This is a genomic window from Dyella lutea (assembly GCF_024158035.1).
Classification (GTDB): Bacteria; Pseudomonadota; Gammaproteobacteria; order Xanthomonadales; family Rhodanobacteraceae; genus Dyella_A; species Dyella_A lutea.
In genome coordinates this window covers 421,634-439,792 of the sequence record NZ_JAMZEK010000001.1, presented here as the reverse complement: position 1 = coordinate 439,792, position 18,159 = coordinate 421,634, and the positions used below count along the sequence as shown (strand labels likewise).

The following is an 18,159-nucleotide window of genomic DNA, read 5'->3' as shown; positions in this document are numbered from 1 at the left end:
CTGAACTGCCGCGGCGACTGCATTCACCGCCCGTGCGCATCGACCCACGGCTTCACGATGCCGATCCACAGCTCGTAGCCGCTGCGGTTCATGTGCAGACCGTCCGGGCGGAACCACTTCAGCTGCGGCTGGCCGTCCGGACCGAGCATCGGCGTGAAAATGTCCAGGTAGGTCACGCCCGACTGCGTGGCGGCCCAGTCGCGGATCTTGTCGTTCGCCTCGCGGATCCGCGGCAATAGCGCCTTGCGCGCCATGCTCGGCTTGATCGCGATGAAGGCGATCGGCACGCCGGGCGTGACGGCTCGTGCCTTGCGCACGAAACCCTGGAACTCCTTCAGCACGAAGCCCGGACTGTCGCCGGCCGCGATGTCGTTGTCGCCCGCGTACATCACGATGGCGCTGGGCCGGTACGGCGCCACGATGCGATCGGCGAAGTATGTGGAGTCGTTGATCTCCGAACCGCCGAAGCCGCGGTTGATCGTGCGCACTTCAGGAAAATCGCTCGCCACGCTGGTCCAGAAACGGATCGACGAACTGCCGATGAACAGTACCGCGCCCGGTGCCGGCGGCTGTGCCTGATCGGCCGCTTCGAAGGCAGCGATGTCCTTGTTCCAGATCGTGTGGTCGTTCGCGGCATCGCGCTCGTGCGCCAGGCCCAGCACAGGCAGCAGGGCAAGCAGGGGCAGCAGCATCCAGCGGTTCATGCGGACCTCTCGTGACAGCGGGTGGGGAGAGCGAACCCTAACGCGCGCGGGGCAGTTCGGACACCCTGAGCACCGTGACAATGCGCCGGCCGTCCCAGCGATAAACGAGATGCTCGGACTGCACGCAGGGCGCGAGCAGGTCGGGATAGAACACTGCCGCGCACTCGCCGCCCCGATGACGCACGCTGTCGTAGACGATGCCGTTGGAGCCACCTTCGCGCAGCGAGCGCGCCAGCGCCACGCTGGCGGTGTAGTCGCGGGCATCGTGCATCTGCGGCCAGCCGCCACGCAGATCGTGCAGTCGACCGGTGATGCTGGTGCGGTAGCAGCGCATGGGGATCTCGCAGGGCGGCTCGGCCGTCGCCGCAAGGAAGCGCTCGCGGTGATACACGGTTTCCTCCACCGCCGTGGCCACGCTGTGCCCGGCATAGAACACGCCCCAGCTGCCGTCGGAGAAGCGGCTGCCCTCCGGATTGAGGTGAGTGAACGCGGCCATCACCGGCGTGCTGCCGGGGCCGCTGATCCGGCGCGTCTTCGGCACCAGCTTCAGGGCGTCGGCCTCCTCGCGCAGACGCGGATTGGTCAGTGCCTCGATGGCGAAGACCGCGTCGAGATCGGCCGGATCGGCGATGCGGTCGAACAGCCCGACCGGGGGAAAGCGGCTGGGCACGATGCGATAGGCATGGTTCCAGCGGATGCGCTTGATCGGGGGCGTCTCGGCGGTCACGTCGGCGCTCGGCTGAGGGTTCGTGGAGGAAGGTGGATAGCCTGGCGGCGCGGCGTCTCCCCGGTCGCGACCGGCGCCGCGACGAGCCTCAGCCGCGCTGCGCATCCAGGTACTGGCGCACCACGAACAGGTCGGCCACGTTGCCCGACAGCATCCGCTCCAGCGCCGACTGGCCGCCGAACAGCGCCGCCTGGTTCGGCCGGCGCAACCAGGCGTCGGCCTGTGCCGGATCGGGAAACAGGATCTGCAGCGCCTTGAAGATGCCCAGCAGGTAGCTGATCCGCTCGATCACGTCGCGCCCGGGGCTGCCTTCCTGCTCGCGCTTCCACTTGTAGAAGGTGGACTCCGGCGGATCACCCAGCAACCTGCGCTGCTCTGCCACGCGCAGCTTCCAAACCTCGGCCAGCCGGAAAAAACTGCGCAGGGCCGGGCCGCCGAGACCGGCCAGGGGCAGGATCGCCGCTTGCGGACTGGAAACCATACGATGTTCCTATATGCAGCTTGTGTGCAATTTACTCCACACATGAAGTCATGAACACCGGACCCGCGTGGGGTATGCCGCACGCCGTTCAGGCACGTCATCGCCGCACGATGACCCAAAAACCGGCATGCGCTCACAGCGCCAGGGATTTTCCATCGCCTACCATGCTTCCCCACGGATCTGGCCCGCGGGCCGGATCATCCCCTGCAAGGACCCAGGGAGACTCCATGCCAAGGAAGCACGCAGCGCTCGCCCTACTGCTGGCCATGACCGGATGGCTGCCGATCCGGTCGCAGGCCGCAACCGCGCCGGTGATACCGACGCGTGCCACCCGCCCGGTGTCGACGTCATCGACGCCGGGCGCCCACGATCGTCTTTTCGTTGCGCTGTTCGATTGCAGCTGGAAACAGGCGCGCAAGGGACCCACCGAGCCCACCACCGTAGCCTGGATCCACCAGCAGCTGATCCGGGGTACGGCGCCCAAGTCGATTGGCACCGGTTACGTAAGCACCGACTGCGCCCACGACAATTGGCTGACCCTGGACAAGCATGGCGAAGCGTTTGCCGGCACCCGGCTTGCCGCCATGTACAAGCAGCTCTCGGTGCGGTCGGAAGCGTGGCTCAGGGAGGACCCCGACGCCCGGATCAGCCTGCTGATCGTCGGTGGCAGCTGGGGCGCCCTGCAGGGCGCCGAGTTCACGATGATGGTCGACGTGCTGGGGTTGCATTCCCCCACAGGTGAAGTTCTTGTGCCACCGCACCGGACAGCCCAGGCTCTTGCCCTGTTGGCCCCTACCGGCTATCTGCCGCCAGAGCTGCGCCTGCCCTCCTCGGTGATTTCCGGCTTCCAGCTCAGCGCGACGGACGAGCAACGCCCTGATTTCCAGTCGCTGCCGATCCTCGGCAAAGGCCGCTCGAGCGACGGACGCTTCCTCAGCCTGCCGGTTCCCGGTTCGCTTTCGGATGTCTGCGGCGGCTACCGCCTGAATGGTCTCTCCACGCGCGCAGCGAACCTGCTGATCGAATACATCAATCGGCTCAGCACCACGCCACTGCTCAGCGAGCAGCCCGAGCCGGACGACCCGCGGATGAACGTGGTGCATCGTTCGGAGGAGGAGGGCACGTGAAATCCTGCCGTTCCACAGGCTGGGCGCCGACGGCGGCCACGCAAGCGAGGTCCATTGAAATGCCGGATGTTCCGGATCGTGTGTCGCACACCTGCGTGTCCGGGATCGAGGCTACCGCGAGCCAGGGATCGGGGTGGATTCGCGCATCGCTCCCTCCCAGACCGGCCTGCTCGTCGGGCACCTTCTCGCCAGGTTCGCTTTCCTTGCGACCACGGAGGCAAGACACGAAGGAGCCAAGCCGCTTGTCGAACCTCTCCCGTGTATTTGCCGCATGCTTTGCCCTTCTCCCCCTTTCCGGGTGCACCCACGCCATGTCCAACACGCCCGTCGCACAACACGTGGTCAACGGCAATCTGCTGCCGTTGCGGTTCAAAGCCCACGATTTCGACGCCAAGGTCTACAACACCCGAAGCTGCCGGATCATTTATGTAAACCAAGAGTTCGCACCGGAACCGGTCGATAGCCCAACGGGTCCACCGCCCTCTTCCGACTATCGAGAGCACTGGAATTTCGCGTCCTATGCGGGCATCCGGAATTTTCCGCCGCCTGCCCGCGTGTCCTGGGTATCCCTGGATGGCAGCAGTCATGAAGCAACCGTCGATATCGGTGAGATTTTCCGGAACGAGCAAGTTTTGTATCGGGTGCCGGACCGGGAGATTCCGGCCGACCTCTATCCACAGGGGCTATTCCTCGATCCCAGCATTTTCCTGGAGGTCAACGATCGGACCATCAACGTGTACATGAAGGCCCTCATCCCTACGCAACATCTGCAGATTCCCGGAAATCCCTATAGCAATGGCCGAGATGATGTCGTGCTGGCCTGGACTCACACGTACTGACTGAGCAGGGAGCCAAGGAATGGCTGAGAAACACAAGTTGCAGGCTGATAGCATCCTCGGGGATGGTTCACCCTTCTATCCAGCGGACACAACGCGGCTGGCAACGTACGAGGCGGCCCGGCTGGGGATAGCTCCTTTCGATGAGCCGGTCTTCGTGTGCGCGGGTAAGCCCCATCAATATCTTTTCGTGGCCGGCATGGACGGCACCGGGAATGACGCCGCGGCGGATCCCGAGCACAAGACCAATGTCGCCAAGATCGTTCAGCAGATTAGCCAGGGGGCCGACCAACGCTCCAGCCATATCGCGGCTGGGTACGTGGCGGGACCTGGTACGCAGCAGAGTTGGCTCCGCAGTGCGTTGGACGGAGCCGATGGCTATACCGCCGAGCAGCGGGCGGAGACGATGTACAAGAAATTCACCGACTTCGCTTGGCGTACCAAGCAGCGAGATCCCGATGCTCAGATCAGCATCGCGGAGATCGGCTTCAGCCGGGGAGCTGATGAGGTCGCGATCTTTGCGCGCCTGGTGCATGAGCGCGGCATCCAGAACCCTGCTGGTGCGAAATACACCTACACCTCCGACGGACTGGTGAAGCACGTCGAATACACTCTTCCTCCGCTGGTTCCACCCGGCCAGGTCGCCCAGGCGGTGGCTTTGATGGACCCGGTCGGTACCGGCAGCGAGGTGCGCAACGATGACCGACGGCTGCCGCCGACGGTGATCTCCGGCTTCCAGCTGACGGCGACGGACGAGCGACGCTGGCTATTCAAGTCCGACCACATCATCGATCCGGGCATCACCCCGGATGGCCGCTTCGCCGGCATCTACGTGCCGGGGGCGCACTCCGACGTGGGCGGTGGCTACCACCGCAATGGTCTCTCCAACCGGGCCGGCAACCTGGTGATCGACTATCTCAACGGCCTCAGTGACCAGCCATTCCTGACCAAGCTGCCTGAACCGGACGATCCGCGCCTCAACGTGGTCCACCGATCCGAAGAAGGGATGTTCATCTATCGCATCACGCCGAAGGTCGACCGGCTCAAGCCGGAGGGGTATCGCGAACTGCTGGTGCCTCGCCGCGATATCGGCAAGGTCGCCGACCCGTTCAACAACGAACCACGCGACGAGACGATCAACGCCCGCTACCCGCGCCAACCGATGCCGGATGGCCCGGTACCCGGCTCGCCCACGACCTCCGTCGGCCCCCAGGCGCAGGCTGTATCCGACGAGGTCGATCGCATGCTCGCGTCCGCACGGGCAAACGACTGGTCGGGTTTTCGGCAAGGGACCGAACGCTTCGCGGCCATGGATCCGGGCCAGGCATTGCGCCAGGAGGCCCGCACGACGGTGGACAACCAGATGCAGACACGCGAATCGCCGCCGCAAAGGCCCGATCTTCCGATCATTCCATCCCAGGGCTGGCAGCGATGAGCGCGTCTGCACCGGGCCCTCTGCAGACGGCCGAGGTCGCCAGCCTGATCAGCAAGACCGCCATGCTGATGGAGCAGTTCGACCGCCGCTGCGGGGAGATCGAACAGCGCCTGCGTACGCATTCGGGCGAGCTGGAGCGGTTGAGCCAGCAGGTGCCGGCGATCGTGCGGCAATCGGCGGATGGCTCGCTGCATGCGCTGCCGGGACTGGTGATGGACCGGCTAGGCGGTGGCCTGGAACGGCCGGTGCAGGAATACCAGCAACGCCTGCATCGTGCCGGCGGCGAACTGAAGACCGCTGCGCTCAAGCTCGGTGGACAGATCGAACGGCTGCAGCGGCTGCACCGGCTGCTGCTATGGAAGACAGTCGCCGCCGTGGCGGCCTGCCTCGCGCTGCTGCTGGCCGGTGGTGCGTGGCTGTCGCTGCACTATGCGGGCATGATCGAGCAGAACCGGCTGTCGGCAGAGCTGCTGCAGGCCTACAACCGGGCCGACGTGACGCTGTGCGACGGACACCTGTGCGCTCACGTCGAAGCGAAAGGCAAGCGCTACGGCGAGCGCGGCCAGTACCAACCGGTCGCGCCCCGCTGACCGTTCAGCCGGCCGGCTTGGCCTTGCAGTCGCAGCCGAAGTCGGGCTCCGGCCCGCCGTCGGCGATGAACCGGTCGATGCGCTTCTCCAGCACCGGCAGCGGCACCGAGCCGATCTGCAGCACGGTGTCGTGGAACGCGCGCAGCTTGAACTTGTCGCCCAGCGCCTGCTCCGCTTTGTGGCGCAGCTCCAGGATCTTCAGGTAGCCGATCTCGTAGGACAACGCCTGCGCCGGCCAGCTGATGTAGCGATCCACTTCGTTGGCGATCTCGCGATCGGACAGCGCGGTGTTCTGGGTCAGGTAGTCGATCGCCTGCTGGCGGGTCCAGCCGTCGTGGTGGATGCCGGTGTCCACCACCAGCCGGCAGGCGCGCCACATCTGGTAGGTGAGATAACCGAAGCGCTCATAGGGCGTGTGGTAGATGCCCATCTCGTTGCCCAGGTACTCGGCGTACAGCGCCCAACCCTCGCCGTAGGCGGAGATGTAGCCGTCGCGACGGAACGCCGGCTGACCATGCTGCTCGGCGGCCAGGGCCAGCTGCAGTGCATGGCCGGGCATCGACTCGTGCAGGGTCAGCGCCGGCATGTTGTAGAGCGGGCGCGACTTCAGGTCGTAGGTGTTGACCAGGTAGGTGTCGGCGCCGCCGCGGCCGGAGGTGTAGTACGGCGCGATGTCGGCCGGCACCGGCTCGATCGCGAAGCGCTGACGCGGCAGGCGTCCGAAGAACTTGCCGAGCTGGCCATCGACCTGCTTGGCCACCCAGGCCGTGCGCATCAGCAGCTCGTCCGGGGTTTTGGCGTAGAACTGCGGGTCGGTGCGCAGGAAATGCAGGAACTCGGGGAAGCTGCCCTTGAAGCCGGTCTGCTTCATCGTTTCCAGCATCTGCGCGTGGATCTTCGCCACCTGCTCCAGCCCGAGCTGGTGGATGACTTCCGGGTCGAGGTCCAGCGTGGTGTATTCGCGGATCTGCTGGCGATAGAACGCCTTGCCGTCCGGCAGCGCCTCGGCCGCCAGCGTGGTGCGCGCCTGCGGCACGTATTCGTTGCGGAAGAACGCCAGCAGCTTCTGGTAGGCCGGGATCACGTCGTCGCGCACGCGCCGCAACGCCTCACCCTGCAGCGCCTGTGCCTGGTCGGCGGGGATGCTGTCCGGCAGGTGCTTGAACGGCGCGTAGAAGCTGCTGTCGGTCGGATCGGCGAGGTCGGCGACCGCGGCGATCGACACGTCGCGCCCGTCCAGCACCGCCCGCGGCACGCTGAAGCCACGCTTCAGGCCGGCGCGCATGTTGGCGATCTGCTGGTCGAAGTAGGCGGGGATCTGGCCGAGCCGGTCCAGGTAGTGCTCGTAGTCGTCGACGCTGCGCAGGTGGTCGTCGTGCAGTTCGTAGCCGATGTCGCCCCAGAACGAGGAGTCGCTGTTGAACGGCATCTGCCAGACCTTGAAGCGCTGGTCGGCCAGCAGGTTGGCGATCTGCGCGCGGTAGACCTCGTAGTTCACCCGCTCGCCGGGCGACAGCGCCTGCAGGTCGATCGCGTCCAGGTCCTTCAGCACCTGTTGCCAGCGCTCCAGCCTGGCCTGCTGGGTCGCCGCATCGACGCTGTCCAGGCGGCCGTCGCCGGGCAGGGCCTCGCCCGAGCTGCTGATGCCGCTCTGCCCGGTCCGCCACGCCCATTCCTGCGAATAGATCGCATGGAAGCGTGCATCGGCATCGTTTGCCTGTGCGCCGGCCATGACGGGGACCAGGCCCAGGACTGCGGCCAGCAGGCCGCCCAGCAGGTACTTCATCGAGACGTTCCCTCCGCAAGATCAGTCGACGATCTTCGCAGAGATTGCGCCTTATGCCAGCGTCAATCCATGCCTGCGTAGTAACCGCGCATTGCCGTGAGGTAGGCGTCGAGGTTGTGTTCCGGGCGATCGGCGAAGCATTCGCCGGTCTCGCCCAGGCCGGCGATGCGATCGGGCCGGAAGTTGCGGAAGTCCCGCCGCAGCCGGCACCAGGTGCCCAGGGTCCAGGCACCGCCCCAGAACGCCAGGCACAGCGGCTCGACCTCGCGCTCGCTGGAGCGCCCGGCCTCGTCGCGATAGTCCAGCCGCAGCACCTGCCGGCCCTCGATCGCCGCGTGCAGCCGGTCGATGCGGGCGGCGAAGGTGGCCTGCGCCTCGTCGCGCCAGACCGGCGCATAGATGCGCGTACGGGAAGAGCGCTCGCGCAGCTCCGGCGGCAGCACCGCCTCGATCTTCATCAGCGCCGCCTGGGCGCCGGCAGACAGACGGTCGCCGGCAAACGCCCGCACGAAGCGGGTACCGACCACCAGCGATTCGAGCTCGTCGGCGGTGAACATCAGCGGCGGGATGTCCGCGCCCTTGCGCAGCACGTAGCCGACCCCGGCCTCGCCCTCGATCGGCACGCCGGACAGCTGCAGGTCGGCCACGTCGCGATAGACCGTGCGCAGCGAAACGCCCAGGGTGTCGGCCAGCGACCGGGCCGGCAGCGCGGTGCGGCGGCCGCGCAGGGCATGGATGATGAGGAACAGGCGGTCGGCACGGCGCATCCGCGCATGATGCCCTGCCTCCGGTCGCAGCGCCTGCGACGTCGGTCATGCCGGACGGCGGACGCTCCTGCTCGCTCCGCCGAACCGGCCACCGGTCAGGCCTGCTGCGCGGCGTAGCCGGCGTCCTTCGCCTGTGCCCGCTGCATCGCCGGGCGGGCGAGGACGCGATCGATGTAGCTGCGGATCGCCGGGTGCTCCGGCACCAGCTGGAAGTTCGTGGTCCGGTTAAGGGCGGTTCCCCACAGCACGTCGGCAGCGGTGAAACGCTCGCCGAACAGCCAGGGACCGGTCGCCAGCTGGGCCACCAAGGTGTCGTAGACCTGCTCCCAGCTGCCGTAGGGCGAGGTCGACGGCGCCGCCGGTTCGCGCTTCATGGCGCGATCGACGATCGCCGGCTCGAAGCACGAGCCGTAGAACACCAGCCAGCGCAGATAGGGGCCGCGCAGCGGGTCGCCGATCGCCGGCGCCAGCCCTTTCTCCGGGTAGAGATCGGCCAGGTAGAGGAACACCGCGGGCTGCTCGGCCACCAGCGCGCCGTCGTGGAGGATCGCCGGCACCTTGCCCATCGGGTTGACCGCCAGGTAGTCCGGCGCCCGCTGGGTGCCGGTCTTCAGGCTGAGCAGATGCAGGTCGTAGTCCACGCCCAGTTCCTCGAACAAGGCGAGCGTGCCGGCGGCGCGGGTCTGCGGGGCGTAGAAGAAGGTGACCCGGGGTGTGGTCATGACAGGCGATCGCTCGTGGTGATGGCTCGACGACGGTTTCACAGGTGCCGGGTTTCCGCCGGTGGGTGCATCCAGTCGTTGTCGCGACCGTTGCTGTAGCGCAACGGTGCGGCGATCAGCGCCTGCGGCTCGACGTCGTCCAGGCACGCCAGGTTGATGCTCAGGAAGTCGCCGCCAAGCACGTCGAGGTGACCCCGCCCGAACGGGTGCACGCCGCAATGGCGGCAGAACAGGTGATGCATCGAGCGCGTACCGAACTGGTAGTCCGACAGCGCCTCTTCACCGCGGACCAGGCGGAACGCATCGGGCCGCACGATGACGCCCCAGGCCCGGGTCTTGGTGCAGATCGAGCAGTTGCAGCGGCCCGTACCCTCGGCCAGGTCGATGTCGGTTTCGAACGCGACGGCGCCGCAGTGGCAGCTGCCGTGATAGGTGGTCTTCATGCGGGGGGCTCCATGGAAGGTTCGCCGCGACGCGCCACCGTATGGCCGCGCAGCAGGGATCGTGGTGTCGGCGCCAGGCGCAGCAGCTGCGACGGTCCGGCCAGTCGGTGCGTCCACGCCTGCAGAGGGTTTTCCTCCGCCTCGGCCAGCAGCATCGCCGGCCACGGCGCGATGGCGGCCGGCGGATCGAACAGGCCGAACCAGACGAACACCGGCTCGTTCTCCCGTACCGGCAGGCGCGGAAAGTTGTTCGGCGCCGTCTCGCTGAGGCCGCTGCCGAGCACCCGCAGCCCGCGCGTGGCCAGCCATGGCCGGACCTCGTCGTCGAACGCACGGGCCAGCGCCGCACCGACCAGGGCGTCGACCGGGCAGACCATGGCCGCCAGCCAGCCGGGAGGCCCGGCACGCCCCGGGGCCGGCCGAGGCGCCCCCGGCAGGTCGAACGGCTGCCAGGGACGCAACAGCAGGACATCGTCCGAATCGATCATGGTGGCGTTGGCCGCATCCCGGTGGTCGCGCCAGACCGGGCCGTCGTAGAACGCGGTCAGCGCCCGTGCCCGCGTCGCCATGTCGGCAAAGCCGCGCAGCCAGACGAAGCGGTCCGGATCGTCCAGGTCGCGGAACTGGCCCGGCAGCACCATGCCCAGCGCCTCCTGCGATTCCACGAACTCGCGTTCGAACAACTCCACCAGGCGTTCGCGCTGGCCCGCGCGCAGGGTGTACTGGCGAAGCTCCAGCACGCCGATCACCGGCGCGCTCATGGGCGGCTCCTTCCCTGGCGCAGCAGCAGGGCCACCAGTGCGAAAAGGTGCGCACGCTTCGGGCGCGCCGGGTCTTTCGTGGTTGCCTTGCGCGGTGCCTGCATCCAGTGGCCTTCCGTCAAGGTACCGCGCAGCCGCAGCGGGCCGTAGGCGCGGATCACGCGATCGAACCGGGTACTCATGCCACCGCCTCCTCCGCCGGTTCGCCCACGCACCAGGGCGGCAACTGGGCGTGCCGGAACAGGCGGTACCAGTGCTCGCGGTCGCTCGGGTTGTAGAGGTCGAGCGTACGGATCACCTCGCGGGCGAACTCCACGCTGCCCAGGTGGCTGGCGGTGATCACGCCGCCATCGCTGACCGCCAGCACGTCGCTGTCGTACTGGCTGGCGCCGGCATATCCGGGGATCTGGGCGAGTTGCCCGGCCCAGTTTCCGGTATGGCGGCAGTCATCGAGCAGCCCGGCACGGGCCAGCGCCAGCACGCCGCTGTCGATACCGGCGACGGGCGCCCCACCGGCGTGCACCTCCGCCAGCAGGTCGACGGCGGGCTGGCCTTCCCCGCGTTGCCACAGGTGGCCGCCGGGGACGATCACCAGCGCGGCGCGTTGCCGGTCGACTTCGACCAGGGTGGCGTCGGGTTGTACCGTCAGCCCCCCCATCGAGACGACAGCCTGGCGGTCAAAGCCGACCGTCCGTACCTGCCAGTCGCCCGGGCGGCGCACCTCGCACAGGGCCAGCGCGGCCTGCCAGTCGGCGAAGCCGTCGAACACTAGAACATGAACCGTATCGCGCATGGACTTGCCCTCCGTGGGTGGAGCGCAAGCATGGTCCCGGCCTGCTGCCAACGTGCTGTCAGCAGCCCGACCGTCCGGGGGCGGATGGTGGACGCCGACTGGCGTGCCTGCGGCGCGCACGGGACAATGGCGGTCCTGTTTCGTCCCGGAGACGCCATGAAGCCCGTTTCGCTGATCCAGTTCCTGATCGAGGAACGCCGCGCCGGCCACATCAACGCCGAGCTGTCGCTGCTGATCGAGGTGGTGGCGCGGGCCTGCAAGCGCATCAGCGTGGCGACCAACAAGGGCGCGCTGGGCGGCGTGCTCGGCATGGCCGCCGGCGAGGGTGACGCGGCCAGCATCAACGTGCAGGGCGAGGCACAGAAAAAGCTGGACGTGATCTCCAACGAGATCCTCCTGGAGGCGAACGCCTGGGGCGGCCACCTCGCCGCCTGCGCCTCGGAGGAGATGGAAGATCCGCAGCCGATCCCCGACATGTACCCGAAGGGCAACCACCTGCTGCTGTTCGATCCGCTGGACGGCAGCTCGAACATCGACGTGAACATCTCCGTCGGCACGATCTTCTCGGTGCTGCGCTGCCCGGACGGCGTGACCGAGCCGAAGGCCGAGCACTTCCTGCAGGCCGGCACCGAACAGCTGGCCGCCGGCTACGTGGTGTACGGGCCGGCCACGGTGATGGTGCTGACCTTCGGCCACGGCACCCACGAGTTCACGCTGGACCGCGAGGTCGGCAGCTTCGTCCTCAGCCGGCGCGACATCCGCATCCCCGAGGCCACCGGCGAATTCGCCATCAACATGTCCAACCAGCGCCACTGGGAGGCACCGATGCAGCGCTACGTCGGCGAGCTGCTGGCCGGCAAGGACGGTCCGCGCGGGCGCGACTTCAACATGCGCTGGGTCGCCTCGATGGTGGCCGACGTGCACCGCATCATCACCCGCGGTGGCGTGTTCTTCTATCCGCTGGACGCCAAGATCAAGGCCAAGGGCGGCAAGCTGCGGCTGATGTATGAAGCCAATCCGATGGCCTTCATCGTCGAGCAGGCCGGCGGCGCGGCGACCACCGGCCGCGAGCGCATCCTCGGTGTGCAGCCGAATGGCCTGCACCAGCGCGTGCCGGTGTTCCTCGGCTCGCGCGAGGAAGTGGAACGGGCAACCCACTACCACCGCGAGGCCGACGGCCTGCGCGGCTGACCGCACGGCGCGGGCGTTCCGCAGGGGTTTGCGAAGCGCCCGCGCCATGGCTTGCAGCACTTGGAGCGGTGCCCCGCGCGCTGCTAGGTTCGAAGGCTTCTCCACCCGCCGAGAGAGCCGCCGATGTCCCGAGTCTCCCTGCTGCCGCTGGCCCTGCTGGCCGGCCTGACCCTGCCGGCTTTCGCCAGCGCCGCGCCGGTCGATCCGCGCATCGACCATTTGCTGACCGAACTGGGCAAGGTGCGCGGCATCCACGGCGTGCAGCTCTCGCCCGACGGACGCCAGCTGGCCTGGGTGGTGGACACCGATGGCGAGCCCGCGGTGATGCTGGCGAAGGCCAACGGCCGCGACGCCCACCGACTCAACACCCGCGACGCGGCCGGCAGCTGCCGTGAATCCAGCATCGCCTGGGCGCCGGATTCGCAGCACCTCGCGTTCCTCTCCACCTGCGCCAGCGTCGGCGCGGGCAAGGGCCACCCGGCCGTGGTGGTGGCCGACACCGTTGGCTCCGCCGCGCCGCAGAAGCTGGCGATGCTGGACGGCTACGCGCACGCGCTGAGCTGGTCGCCCGACGGCCAAGCGCTCGGCTTCCTCTACGTCGAAGGCGCCACCCGTGCCGCCAGCGCGGTGGCCGCGGCCAAGCCGGCCGCCGGCGAGATCGGTGTCGACGGGCTGGAAGTGCAGCGCGTCGCCGCGGTACCGGCGGCCGGTGGCGCGGAGGAGATGATCACCCCGGCGTCGAGCTACGTCTACGAGTTCAGCTGGTCGCCGGACAGCCGCCAGCTCGCCTACGTCGCCGCACCGGCACCCGGCGACAACAACTGGTGGATCGCCAGGCTGTACGCGCAGGAGGCGAAGGCCGGCGCCGAGCCCCGCGCACTGGTCGACACGCGCACCGTGGCGGGCCCGCTGCACGGCCTGCAGATGGCGCTGCCGCGCTGGTCGCCGGACGGTTCGCGGATCGTCTTCATCGGCGGCCTGATGAGCGACCAGGGCGCGACCGGCGGCGACCTCTACGCCGTGCCGTCCGCCCGCGGCGCGGTCACCACGCTGACTCCGGGCATCAAGGTCACCCCGGTGTGGTTCGGCTGGACCGGGGCCGACCGCCTGCTGGTGGCGCAGATCCGCAACGGCCGCAGCGAGGTGGCGCCGTATGCGATCGACGCGACCCACGCGACGGCGCAGGCGCCGCTGTTCGCGCTGGACGCCAGCCTCGGTGACGGCACGGCGGCGATGGGGCTGTCGCTGTCGGCCGACCATGCGAAGGTCGCGTTCGCGCAGAGCTCCTACGCCGCCGCGCCGGAAGTGCATGCCGGCCGGCTGGGGCGCACGCCGCCGTCGGCGGTCACCGCGATCAACGCGGCGCTGAAGCCGTCGTGGGGCAAGGCCGAGTCGGTCGAGTGGGACAACGAGGGCCGCCACGTGCAGGGCTGGCTGCTGTACCCGGCGCACTACGACGCGAAGAAGTCCTACCCGATGATCGTCACCGTGCACGGCGGTCCGGCCAGTGCCGTGCTGCCGCGCTGGCCGGCGGTCGGCTTCGGCGGCGTGCCGTTCTCGGCGCTGGACTACTTCGTGTTCATGCCCAACCCGCGCGGCAGCTACGGCCAGGGCGAGGCCTACGTGCAGGCCAACCGCAAGGACTTCGGCTACGGCGACCTGCGCGACATCCTCGCCGGCGTCGACACCATCGAGAAGAAGCTGCCGGTGGACGACAAGCGCCTGGGCCTCACCGGCTGGAGCTACGGCGGCTTCATGAGCATGTTCGTGCCGACCCAGACCCAGCGCTTCCGCGCGGTGGTGGCCGGCGCCGGCATCTCCGACTGGCAGAGCTACTACGGCGAGAACCTGATCGACCAGTGGATGATCCCGTACTTCGGCGCCTCGGTGTACGACGATCCGGCGGTGTACGCGAAGAGCTCGGCGATCCACTTCATCAAGCAGGTGAAGACGCCGATGCTGATCGTGGTCGGCGACCGCGACGCCGAGTGCCCGGCCCCGCAGTCGTTCGAGATGTGGCACGCGCTGCGCACGCTCGGCGTGCCGACCTCGCTGGTGGTGTACCCGAACGAGGGCCACCACTTCGTCGACCCGGCACACCAGCGCGACGTACTGCAGCGCGCGCTGATGTGGTTCGAGAAATACCTTCCGCCGGGCGGCTGAGCCAACCGACAGGAGCGGATGAAGCAAAAGGGCGAGTCGCAGGACTCGCCCTTTTGCGTGGTGTGCGCCCGACCCGCCCGGGCCCTGCCACGCATCACCCTTGACGGCACCCCATGTGTATTGATGTACTGATACACATGGACGCATCGCTGCTCACCATCCAGCCGGCCTCGCCCGAACCGATCTACCGGCAGATCGTCGAGCAGCTGCGCCGCCTGATCGCCGGCGGCCAGCTCGCCGCGGGCGACCTGCTGCCCTCGGTGCGTGAGGTGGCCGCATTCCATGCGATCAACCCGATGACCGTCTCGCGCGCCTACGGCATGGCCGAGTCCGAAGGCCTGCTCGAGCGGCTGCGCGGCAAAGGCATGGCTGTGGCCGCCACCACGCGACCGACGCAGACGCAGGCGCAGCGGCTCGCCCTGCTGGAGCCGCAGCTGCAGGCGCTGGCGCGCCATGCCCGGGAACTGGAACTGCCGTCCGACGCCGTGCTGCGTCGGCTTGGCCGCCTGCTCGAACCCTGATCCGTCCCGGCCATCGCCGAACCCGATTTAAGGAGGAATCCCATGAACGCCCAGCTCGCCCCAGCCGCCGTCGACACGACGTCACCATTGTCGGTCGCAGGACTCAGGCACAGCTACCCGGATGGCGAGGTGCTGCGCGGCGTGGACCTGGCGCTGGCACCGGGCAGCGTGCTCGGCCTGATCGGTCGCAACGGTGCCGGCAAATCCACCCTGATCCGCGCCATGCTCGGCCTGCTCGAACCCGCCGCCGGCGAGGCCCGCGTGTTCGGCCAGCCGGCGTTGCGCATGGACGACCAGGCAAAGGCGCGACTGGCCTACGTGCCACAACAGCCCGAGGCGCTGGGCTGGCTCACCGCCACACAACTGCTCGACTACGTCGGCCGTTTCTATCCCGGGTGGGATGCGCGCTTTGCCGGAAAGACCCTCGAGCGCTGGAAGATCCCGCCGAACAAGCTGCTGGCCAAGCTGTCGCCGGGTGAGCGACAGCGCGTCGACCTGATCCGGGCACTGGCCTCGCAGCCGGAGCTGCTGGTGCTGGACGAACCGGCGGCCGCGCTCGATCCGGTCGCCCGCCGCGAACTGCTGCGCGAGGTGGCGCTGCGGGCTGGGGAGTCCGGTACCACGGTTCTGTTCTCTACCCACATCGTCTCCGACCTGGAGCGGATCGCCTCGGACATCGCCTTCCTGCACGAAGGAAAACTGCTGCTGCATTGCGCCGCCGACGACACCAAGGAGCGCTTCGCCCGCCTGTGGCTGCCGGCCGCAATGAGTGCGGCTGCACCCGCCGCCGCGCTGAGCCGGCGGCGCCACGAGGACGGCAGCCTGAGCCTGGTGGTCGAGCGCGATGAACGCGGCCAGTGGCCGGAGGCGTCGCGACTGACCGGCGCACGCGTCGACGCGCTGGGGCTGGAGGACCTGTTCGTGGAGGTGGCCGAATGAGACCGCGCGACCTGCTGCTGACCTTCTGGAGAGCCACCTACCCTTCGGTTCGCTGGCTCGTGGGGGGCGTGTTCCTGCTCGGGCTCGTGGTCGCCATCGTTGTCCGTCTGCTGTGGCCGGGTGCGAAGGGCGGCCATATCGCGCTGCTCGCCTTCGAGGCCGGCGTGGCCTATCTGTGGGCTTTTCTCATGCCGGCGGGCCTGCTGCTGGCCCGCGACGCGCGTCAACTGCGCATTCCGCGGCTGGAGGTGGTGGCAGCCGCTGCCGTCGGACTTGCCGCCCTGGCGACCATCGGAATCGGAGCCGCGCTCGGGCGTGCCACGCTGGGGGAGACGAGTGCGGCCGCCCTGACGGCGCTGGTGCTTGCAGCGGGATTCGCATTCAGCCTGCTTCCGGGTCCGGTGGCGATGCTGATCGGACTCCTGCCCGCCGCGTCCGACGCCGCGCGGCGGGTGCTGCCCGTTCCCACGCTCGACGATCCCCGTTCGACGATCTGGTGGGCGGTGGCGGCGGCGGGCTTCGGCGTGATCTGTGCCATCCGCTGGCACGGCCTGGTGCGTCTGGAAGCCAGCCAAGCTGGGCGTTCGAGCGCCATGGTGATGCGCATGCGCGGCAAGAACGCCACCGGCCACTGGGACGGCAGCGGCGCCGGCATCCGCATCGTGGATCGGCGGCGGCCAGGCTGGCTGCAGCCGGAGACGAACCTCCGGCATATCGGCCCGGCGCACCCGGTGGGCTCGCTGCGCGTGGCGCTCGGCCGCGGGTTCGTGCCGCAAACCCTGCGGGGACTCTGCCGCCGCGGCCTCACGATGGCCGGGCCGATGCTGGTCTTCATCGTTGCGATGGTGCTGATCCGTGCAACGAGGCCCGGTGCCAGCGTGTCGTGGCTGGGGCTGATCTATGCACTGGGCATCCCCATGCTGGCCGGGCTCGCGTTCATGCTGGCACTCGGCCTGCCGCTGGTCAGTGCCTTGACCGTGCGCCAGCGCTGGTCCACGTCGCAGCGCGAACTGGCCGTCCTGGGGGTGCTGCCCGGTCTGGGTACACCCGATCGGGTACGCCGGGCGCTGCTGCGAGCCACCCTGGCGCGGCCCGTCGTCATCAATCTGCTGCTCGCCGTGGCGGGATGGATCGTCGCCCAGCGCATGAATCTGAGCGTGATCGCTACCCTCGCGCTGGTCGCGGCGCCACTACTCTGCCTCCTTGCCGGCGTGGCGCTGACGCTGGACGCTCTCGGTCGGCAGCCGTTGCCCGGCTGGGCTCTCGGTCTGGTGAGCGGCGCGTTGACCGCCGTCGTGCTGATCAGCACGATCACCGGCCTGCTCGCCAGCCAGTTGCAGCAAGACGGCCCCTGGGCCGGGTCGCCTGTCCTGTGGAGCGCATACCTCGTGGTTGCACTGGCACTGGCCACGGTGCTCGGCTGGATCACCGCTAGCGGCGCTCGGGGCATGGCGCGGCAGCCGCACCCTTTCCTCGCCCACGGATGATGGAGAACCGTCGACCATGGCTCCGACCACGGCACGAAGCTTCGCCGAGCATTACCGTCTACCCGTCGCCACGACCGCCGAGATCGTCGGTGAAGCGACCCGTCAGGCGCTGCTGCGCTCCGGATGGTGCTGGACCCTGCTCGTCGTCGGGCTCGGCGGCGTGGCTGGCCTGGCGTATGCGCTGGGCGATTACGTTCGGGGAGACCTCCACGGCCTGAACATCTTCGCGCTGATCATGGCTACCCAGGCGGTGATGCTGGCCTGGCGACTGCTGGGCCAACGACTGGCGCGCCCGGCCATCCATGCCGAGGCGGCGCGCATCGCCGCTCGCGTCCATGCGGGGCCGGACACATGATCACGCGCACCGCGATCCGCCCGGAATGGTTGGCCGCACGTTACGGGCTGCGGCTACCGGTGGCACGCGCCGTAGTCCGCGACCACAGCCTCAGGCAGTGGCGGCGCTACGGCTGGCTGGCGCCTCCCACCGCAGCGCTCTGGCTGACCAGCGTGGCAGGAGACTTCGGGTGGGTGACACTGCCGCGCGGCTGGGGCGGTCTCATGGTGGTTGCCGCGCTGGCGCTGCTCGGCCTGCATCTGTGGCTGGCGCAGCGCGCGGCCCGGATGACGATCCTGGCCGAAGCGGAGCGGCTGGCGCGCGATCCCATCGCTCGCAGGAGGGAATGACG

At 68.6% G+C, this 18,159-nt stretch carries 21 protein-coding genes; 11 read left to right on the top strand and 10 right to left on the bottom strand.

Translation table 11 applies throughout. The features are described from left to right. Positions 1-23: 23 nt before the first annotated feature. The 3 genes from NC595_RS02035 to NC595_RS02025 form a co-directional block, all read right to left on the bottom strand. The gene (locus NC595_RS02035) at positions 24-704 is read right to left on the bottom strand and encodes an SGNH/GDSL hydrolase family protein (protein ID WP_253564570.1); all 681 of its coding nucleotides are present in this window, start codon (positions 702-704) and stop codon (positions 24-26) included. A gap of 37 nt (positions 705-741) precedes the next feature. Further along, positions 742-1,431, bottom strand: coding sequence for an RES family NAD+ phosphorylase (locus NC595_RS02030; protein WP_253564569.1), 690 nt, complete (start codon positions 1,429-1,431; stop codon positions 742-744). 88 nt (positions 1,432-1,519) lie between these two features. Continuing rightward, positions 1,520-1,912 (bottom strand): MbcA/ParS/Xre antitoxin family protein, encoded by a 393-nt coding sequence (locus NC595_RS02025; RefSeq protein WP_253564565.1) that lies wholly within the window; start codon positions 1,910-1,912, stop codon positions 1,520-1,522. Positions 1,913-2,178: 266 nt separating this feature from the next. On the opposite strand from NC595_RS02025, the gene NC595_RS02020 reads away from it, so the two are divergent. The 4 genes from NC595_RS02020 (at position 2,179) to NC595_RS02005 (ending at position 5,900) form a co-directional block, all read left to right on the top strand. Next, a complete protein-coding gene (locus NC595_RS02020) occupies positions 2,179-3,039 on the top strand; it encodes a hypothetical protein (protein ID WP_253564562.1) in 861 nt (286 codons plus the stop codon). Positions 3,040-3,281: 242 nt separating this feature from the next. Beyond that, complete coding sequence (locus tag NC595_RS02015; protein ID WP_253564560.1) at positions 3,282-3,878, top strand: hypothetical protein; 597 nt, start codon at positions 3,282-3,284, stop codon at positions 3,876-3,878. A gap of 19 nt (positions 3,879-3,897) precedes the next feature. After that, a complete protein-coding gene (locus tag NC595_RS02010) occupies positions 3,898-5,310 on the top strand; it encodes a phospholipase effector Tle1 domain-containing protein (RefSeq protein WP_253564558.1) in 1,413 nt (470 codons plus the stop codon). Next, positions 5,307-5,900, top strand: coding sequence for a relaxation protein (locus tag NC595_RS02005; RefSeq protein WP_253564555.1), 594 nt, complete (start codon positions 5,307-5,309; stop codon positions 5,898-5,900). The genes NC595_RS02010 and NC595_RS02005 overlap by 4 nt, the downstream gene beginning before the upstream one ends. Before the next feature lie 4 nt (positions 5,901-5,904). Here NC595_RS02005 and NC595_RS02000 read toward each other — a convergent pair whose 3' ends face one another. The 7 genes from NC595_RS02000 to NC595_RS01970 all read right to left on the bottom strand — a co-directional run bounded on the left by NC595_RS02000 (position 5,905) and on the right by NC595_RS01970 (position 11,172). Beyond that, positions 5,905-7,686, bottom strand: coding sequence for a DUF885 domain-containing protein (locus tag NC595_RS02000; protein ID WP_425493052.1), 1,782 nt, complete (start codon positions 7,684-7,686; stop codon positions 5,905-5,907). A gap of 62 nt (positions 7,687-7,748) precedes the next feature. Further along, positions 7,749-8,453 (bottom strand): helix-turn-helix transcriptional regulator, encoded by a 705-nt coding sequence (locus NC595_RS01995; protein WP_253564552.1) that lies wholly within the window; start codon positions 8,451-8,453, stop codon positions 7,749-7,751. A gap of 95 nt (positions 8,454-8,548) precedes the next feature. Continuing rightward, on the bottom strand, positions 8,549-9,175 hold the full coding sequence (locus tag NC595_RS01990) for a glutathione S-transferase family protein (protein ID WP_253564549.1): 627 nt from the start codon (positions 9,173-9,175) through the stop codon (positions 8,549-8,551). 38 nt (positions 9,176-9,213) lie between these two features. Next, positions 9,214-9,618, bottom strand: a complete 405-nt coding sequence (locus NC595_RS01985) for a GFA family protein (RefSeq protein WP_253564546.1) — start codon at positions 9,616-9,618, stop codon at positions 9,214-9,216. Beyond that, positions 9,615-10,379, bottom strand: coding sequence for an NIPSNAP family protein (locus NC595_RS01980; RefSeq protein ID WP_253564545.1), 765 nt, complete (start codon positions 10,377-10,379; stop codon positions 9,615-9,617). The genes NC595_RS01985 and NC595_RS01980 overlap by 4 nt, the downstream gene beginning before the upstream one ends. Next, the gene (locus tag NC595_RS01975; RefSeq protein ID WP_253564542.1) at positions 10,376-10,561 is read right to left on the bottom strand and encodes a hypothetical protein; all 186 of its coding nucleotides are present in this window, start codon (positions 10,559-10,561) and stop codon (positions 10,376-10,378) included. The genes NC595_RS01980 and NC595_RS01975 overlap by 4 nt, the downstream gene beginning before the upstream one ends. Continuing rightward, positions 10,558-11,172: a DJ-1/PfpI family protein gene (locus NC595_RS01970; protein ID WP_253564539.1), complete on the bottom strand. Its 615-nt coding sequence runs from the start codon at positions 11,170-11,172 to the stop codon at positions 10,558-10,560. The genes NC595_RS01975 and NC595_RS01970 overlap by 4 nt, the downstream gene beginning before the upstream one ends. A 156-nt stretch (positions 11,173-11,328) precedes the next feature. Here NC595_RS01970 and NC595_RS01965 point away from each other — a divergent pair, with 156 nt between their 5' ends. The 7 genes from NC595_RS01965 (at position 11,329) to NC595_RS01935 (ending at position 18,157) form a co-directional block, all read left to right on the top strand. Then, positions 11,329-12,363 carry a class 1 fructose-bisphosphatase gene (locus tag NC595_RS01965; RefSeq protein ID WP_253564537.1) on the top strand — a complete coding sequence of 345 codons (1,035 nt, stop codon included), beginning with the start codon at positions 11,329-11,331 and terminating at the stop codon, positions 12,361-12,363. A 123-nt stretch (positions 12,364-12,486) separates the two neighbouring features. Further along, positions 12,487-14,526: a S9 family peptidase gene (locus NC595_RS01960; RefSeq protein WP_253564535.1), complete on the top strand. Its 2,040-nt coding sequence runs from the start codon at positions 12,487-12,489 to the stop codon at positions 14,524-14,526. A 137-nt stretch (positions 14,527-14,663) separates the two neighbouring features. Beyond that, positions 14,664-15,047 carry a GntR family transcriptional regulator gene (locus NC595_RS01955; RefSeq protein ID WP_253564533.1) on the top strand — a complete coding sequence of 128 codons (384 nt, stop codon included), beginning with the start codon at positions 14,664-14,666 and terminating at the stop codon, positions 15,045-15,047. A gap of 42 nt (positions 15,048-15,089) precedes the next feature. Then, positions 15,090-15,986 (top strand): ABC transporter ATP-binding protein, encoded by an 897-nt coding sequence (locus tag NC595_RS01950; protein WP_253564531.1) that lies wholly within the window; start codon positions 15,090-15,092, stop codon positions 15,984-15,986. Next, complete coding sequence (locus NC595_RS01945; protein WP_253564530.1) at positions 15,983-17,473, top strand: hypothetical protein; 1,491 nt, start codon at positions 15,983-15,985, stop codon at positions 17,471-17,473. Before NC595_RS01950 ends, NC595_RS01945 begins: the two co-directional genes overlap by 4 nt. Positions 17,474-17,489: 16 nt before the next feature. Then, the gene (locus NC595_RS01940) at positions 17,490-17,828 is read left to right on the top strand and encodes a hypothetical protein (protein WP_253564528.1); all 339 of its coding nucleotides are present in this window, start codon (positions 17,490-17,492) and stop codon (positions 17,826-17,828) included. Continuing rightward, positions 17,825-18,157 (top strand): hypothetical protein, encoded by a 333-nt coding sequence (locus NC595_RS01935; RefSeq protein ID WP_253564526.1) that lies wholly within the window; start codon positions 17,825-17,827, stop codon positions 18,155-18,157. Before NC595_RS01940 ends, NC595_RS01935 begins: the two co-directional genes overlap by 4 nt. Positions 18,158-18,159 lie beyond the last annotated feature (2 nt).

What these genes read in the sequence shown, in the direction of transcription:
- NC595_RS02035 (WP_253564570.1), bottom strand. Translation starts at nt 704, where the DNA reads ATGAACCGCTGGATGCTGCTGCCCCTGCTTGCCCTGCTGCCTGTGCTG.
- NC595_RS02025 (WP_253564565.1), bottom strand. Translation starts at nt 1,912, where the DNA reads ATGGTTTCCAGTCCGCAAGCGGCGATCCTGCCCCTGGCCGGTCTCGGC.
- NC595_RS02020 (WP_253564562.1), top strand. Translation starts at nt 2,179, where the DNA reads ATGACCGGATGGCTGCCGATCCGGTCGCAGGCCGCAACCGCGCCGGTG.
- NC595_RS02010 (WP_253564558.1), top strand. Translation starts at nt 3,898, where the DNA reads ATGGCTGAGAAACACAAGTTGCAGGCTGATAGCATCCTCGGGGATGGT.
- NC595_RS02005 (WP_253564555.1), top strand. Translation starts at nt 5,307, where the DNA reads ATGAGCGCGTCTGCACCGGGCCCTCTGCAGACGGCCGAGGTCGCCAGC.
- NC595_RS02000 (WP_425493052.1), bottom strand. Translation starts at nt 7,686, where the DNA reads ATGAAGTACCTGCTGGGCGGCCTGCTGGCCGCAGTCCTGGGCCTGGTC.
- NC595_RS01995 (WP_253564552.1), bottom strand. Translation starts at nt 8,453, where the DNA reads ATGCGCCGTGCCGACCGCCTGTTCCTCATCATCCATGCCCTGCGCGGC.
- NC595_RS01990 (WP_253564549.1), bottom strand. Translation starts at nt 9,175, where the DNA reads ATGACCACACCCCGGGTCACCTTCTTCTACGCCCCGCAGACCCGCGCC.
- NC595_RS01985 (WP_253564546.1), bottom strand. Translation starts at nt 9,618, where the DNA reads ATGAAGACCACCTATCACGGCAGCTGCCACTGCGGCGCCGTCGCGTTC.
- NC595_RS01980 (WP_253564545.1), bottom strand. Translation starts at nt 10,379, where the DNA reads ATGAGCGCGCCGGTGATCGGCGTGCTGGAGCTTCGCCAGTACACCCTG.
- NC595_RS01975 (WP_253564542.1), bottom strand. Translation starts at nt 10,561, where the DNA reads ATGAGTACCCGGTTCGATCGCGTGATCCGCGCCTACGGCCCGCTGCGG.
- NC595_RS01970 (WP_253564539.1), bottom strand. Translation starts at nt 11,172, where the DNA reads ATGCGCGATACGGTTCATGTTCTAGTGTTCGACGGCTTCGCCGACTGG.
- NC595_RS01965 (WP_253564537.1), top strand. Translation starts at nt 11,329, where the DNA reads ATGAAGCCCGTTTCGCTGATCCAGTTCCTGATCGAGGAACGCCGCGCC.
- NC595_RS01960 (WP_253564535.1), top strand. Translation starts at nt 12,487, where the DNA reads ATGTCCCGAGTCTCCCTGCTGCCGCTGGCCCTGCTGGCCGGCCTGACC.
- NC595_RS01955 (WP_253564533.1), top strand. Translation starts at nt 14,664, where the DNA reads ATGGACGCATCGCTGCTCACCATCCAGCCGGCCTCGCCCGAACCGATC.
- NC595_RS01950 (WP_253564531.1), top strand. Translation starts at nt 15,090, where the DNA reads ATGAACGCCCAGCTCGCCCCAGCCGCCGTCGACACGACGTCACCATTG.
- NC595_RS01945 (WP_253564530.1), top strand. Translation starts at nt 15,983, where the DNA reads ATGAGACCGCGCGACCTGCTGCTGACCTTCTGGAGAGCCACCTACCCT.
- NC595_RS01940 (WP_253564528.1), top strand. Translation starts at nt 17,490, where the DNA reads ATGGCTCCGACCACGGCACGAAGCTTCGCCGAGCATTACCGTCTACCC.
- NC595_RS01935 (WP_253564526.1), top strand. Translation starts at nt 17,825, where the DNA reads ATGATCACGCGCACCGCGATCCGCCCGGAATGGTTGGCCGCACGTTAC.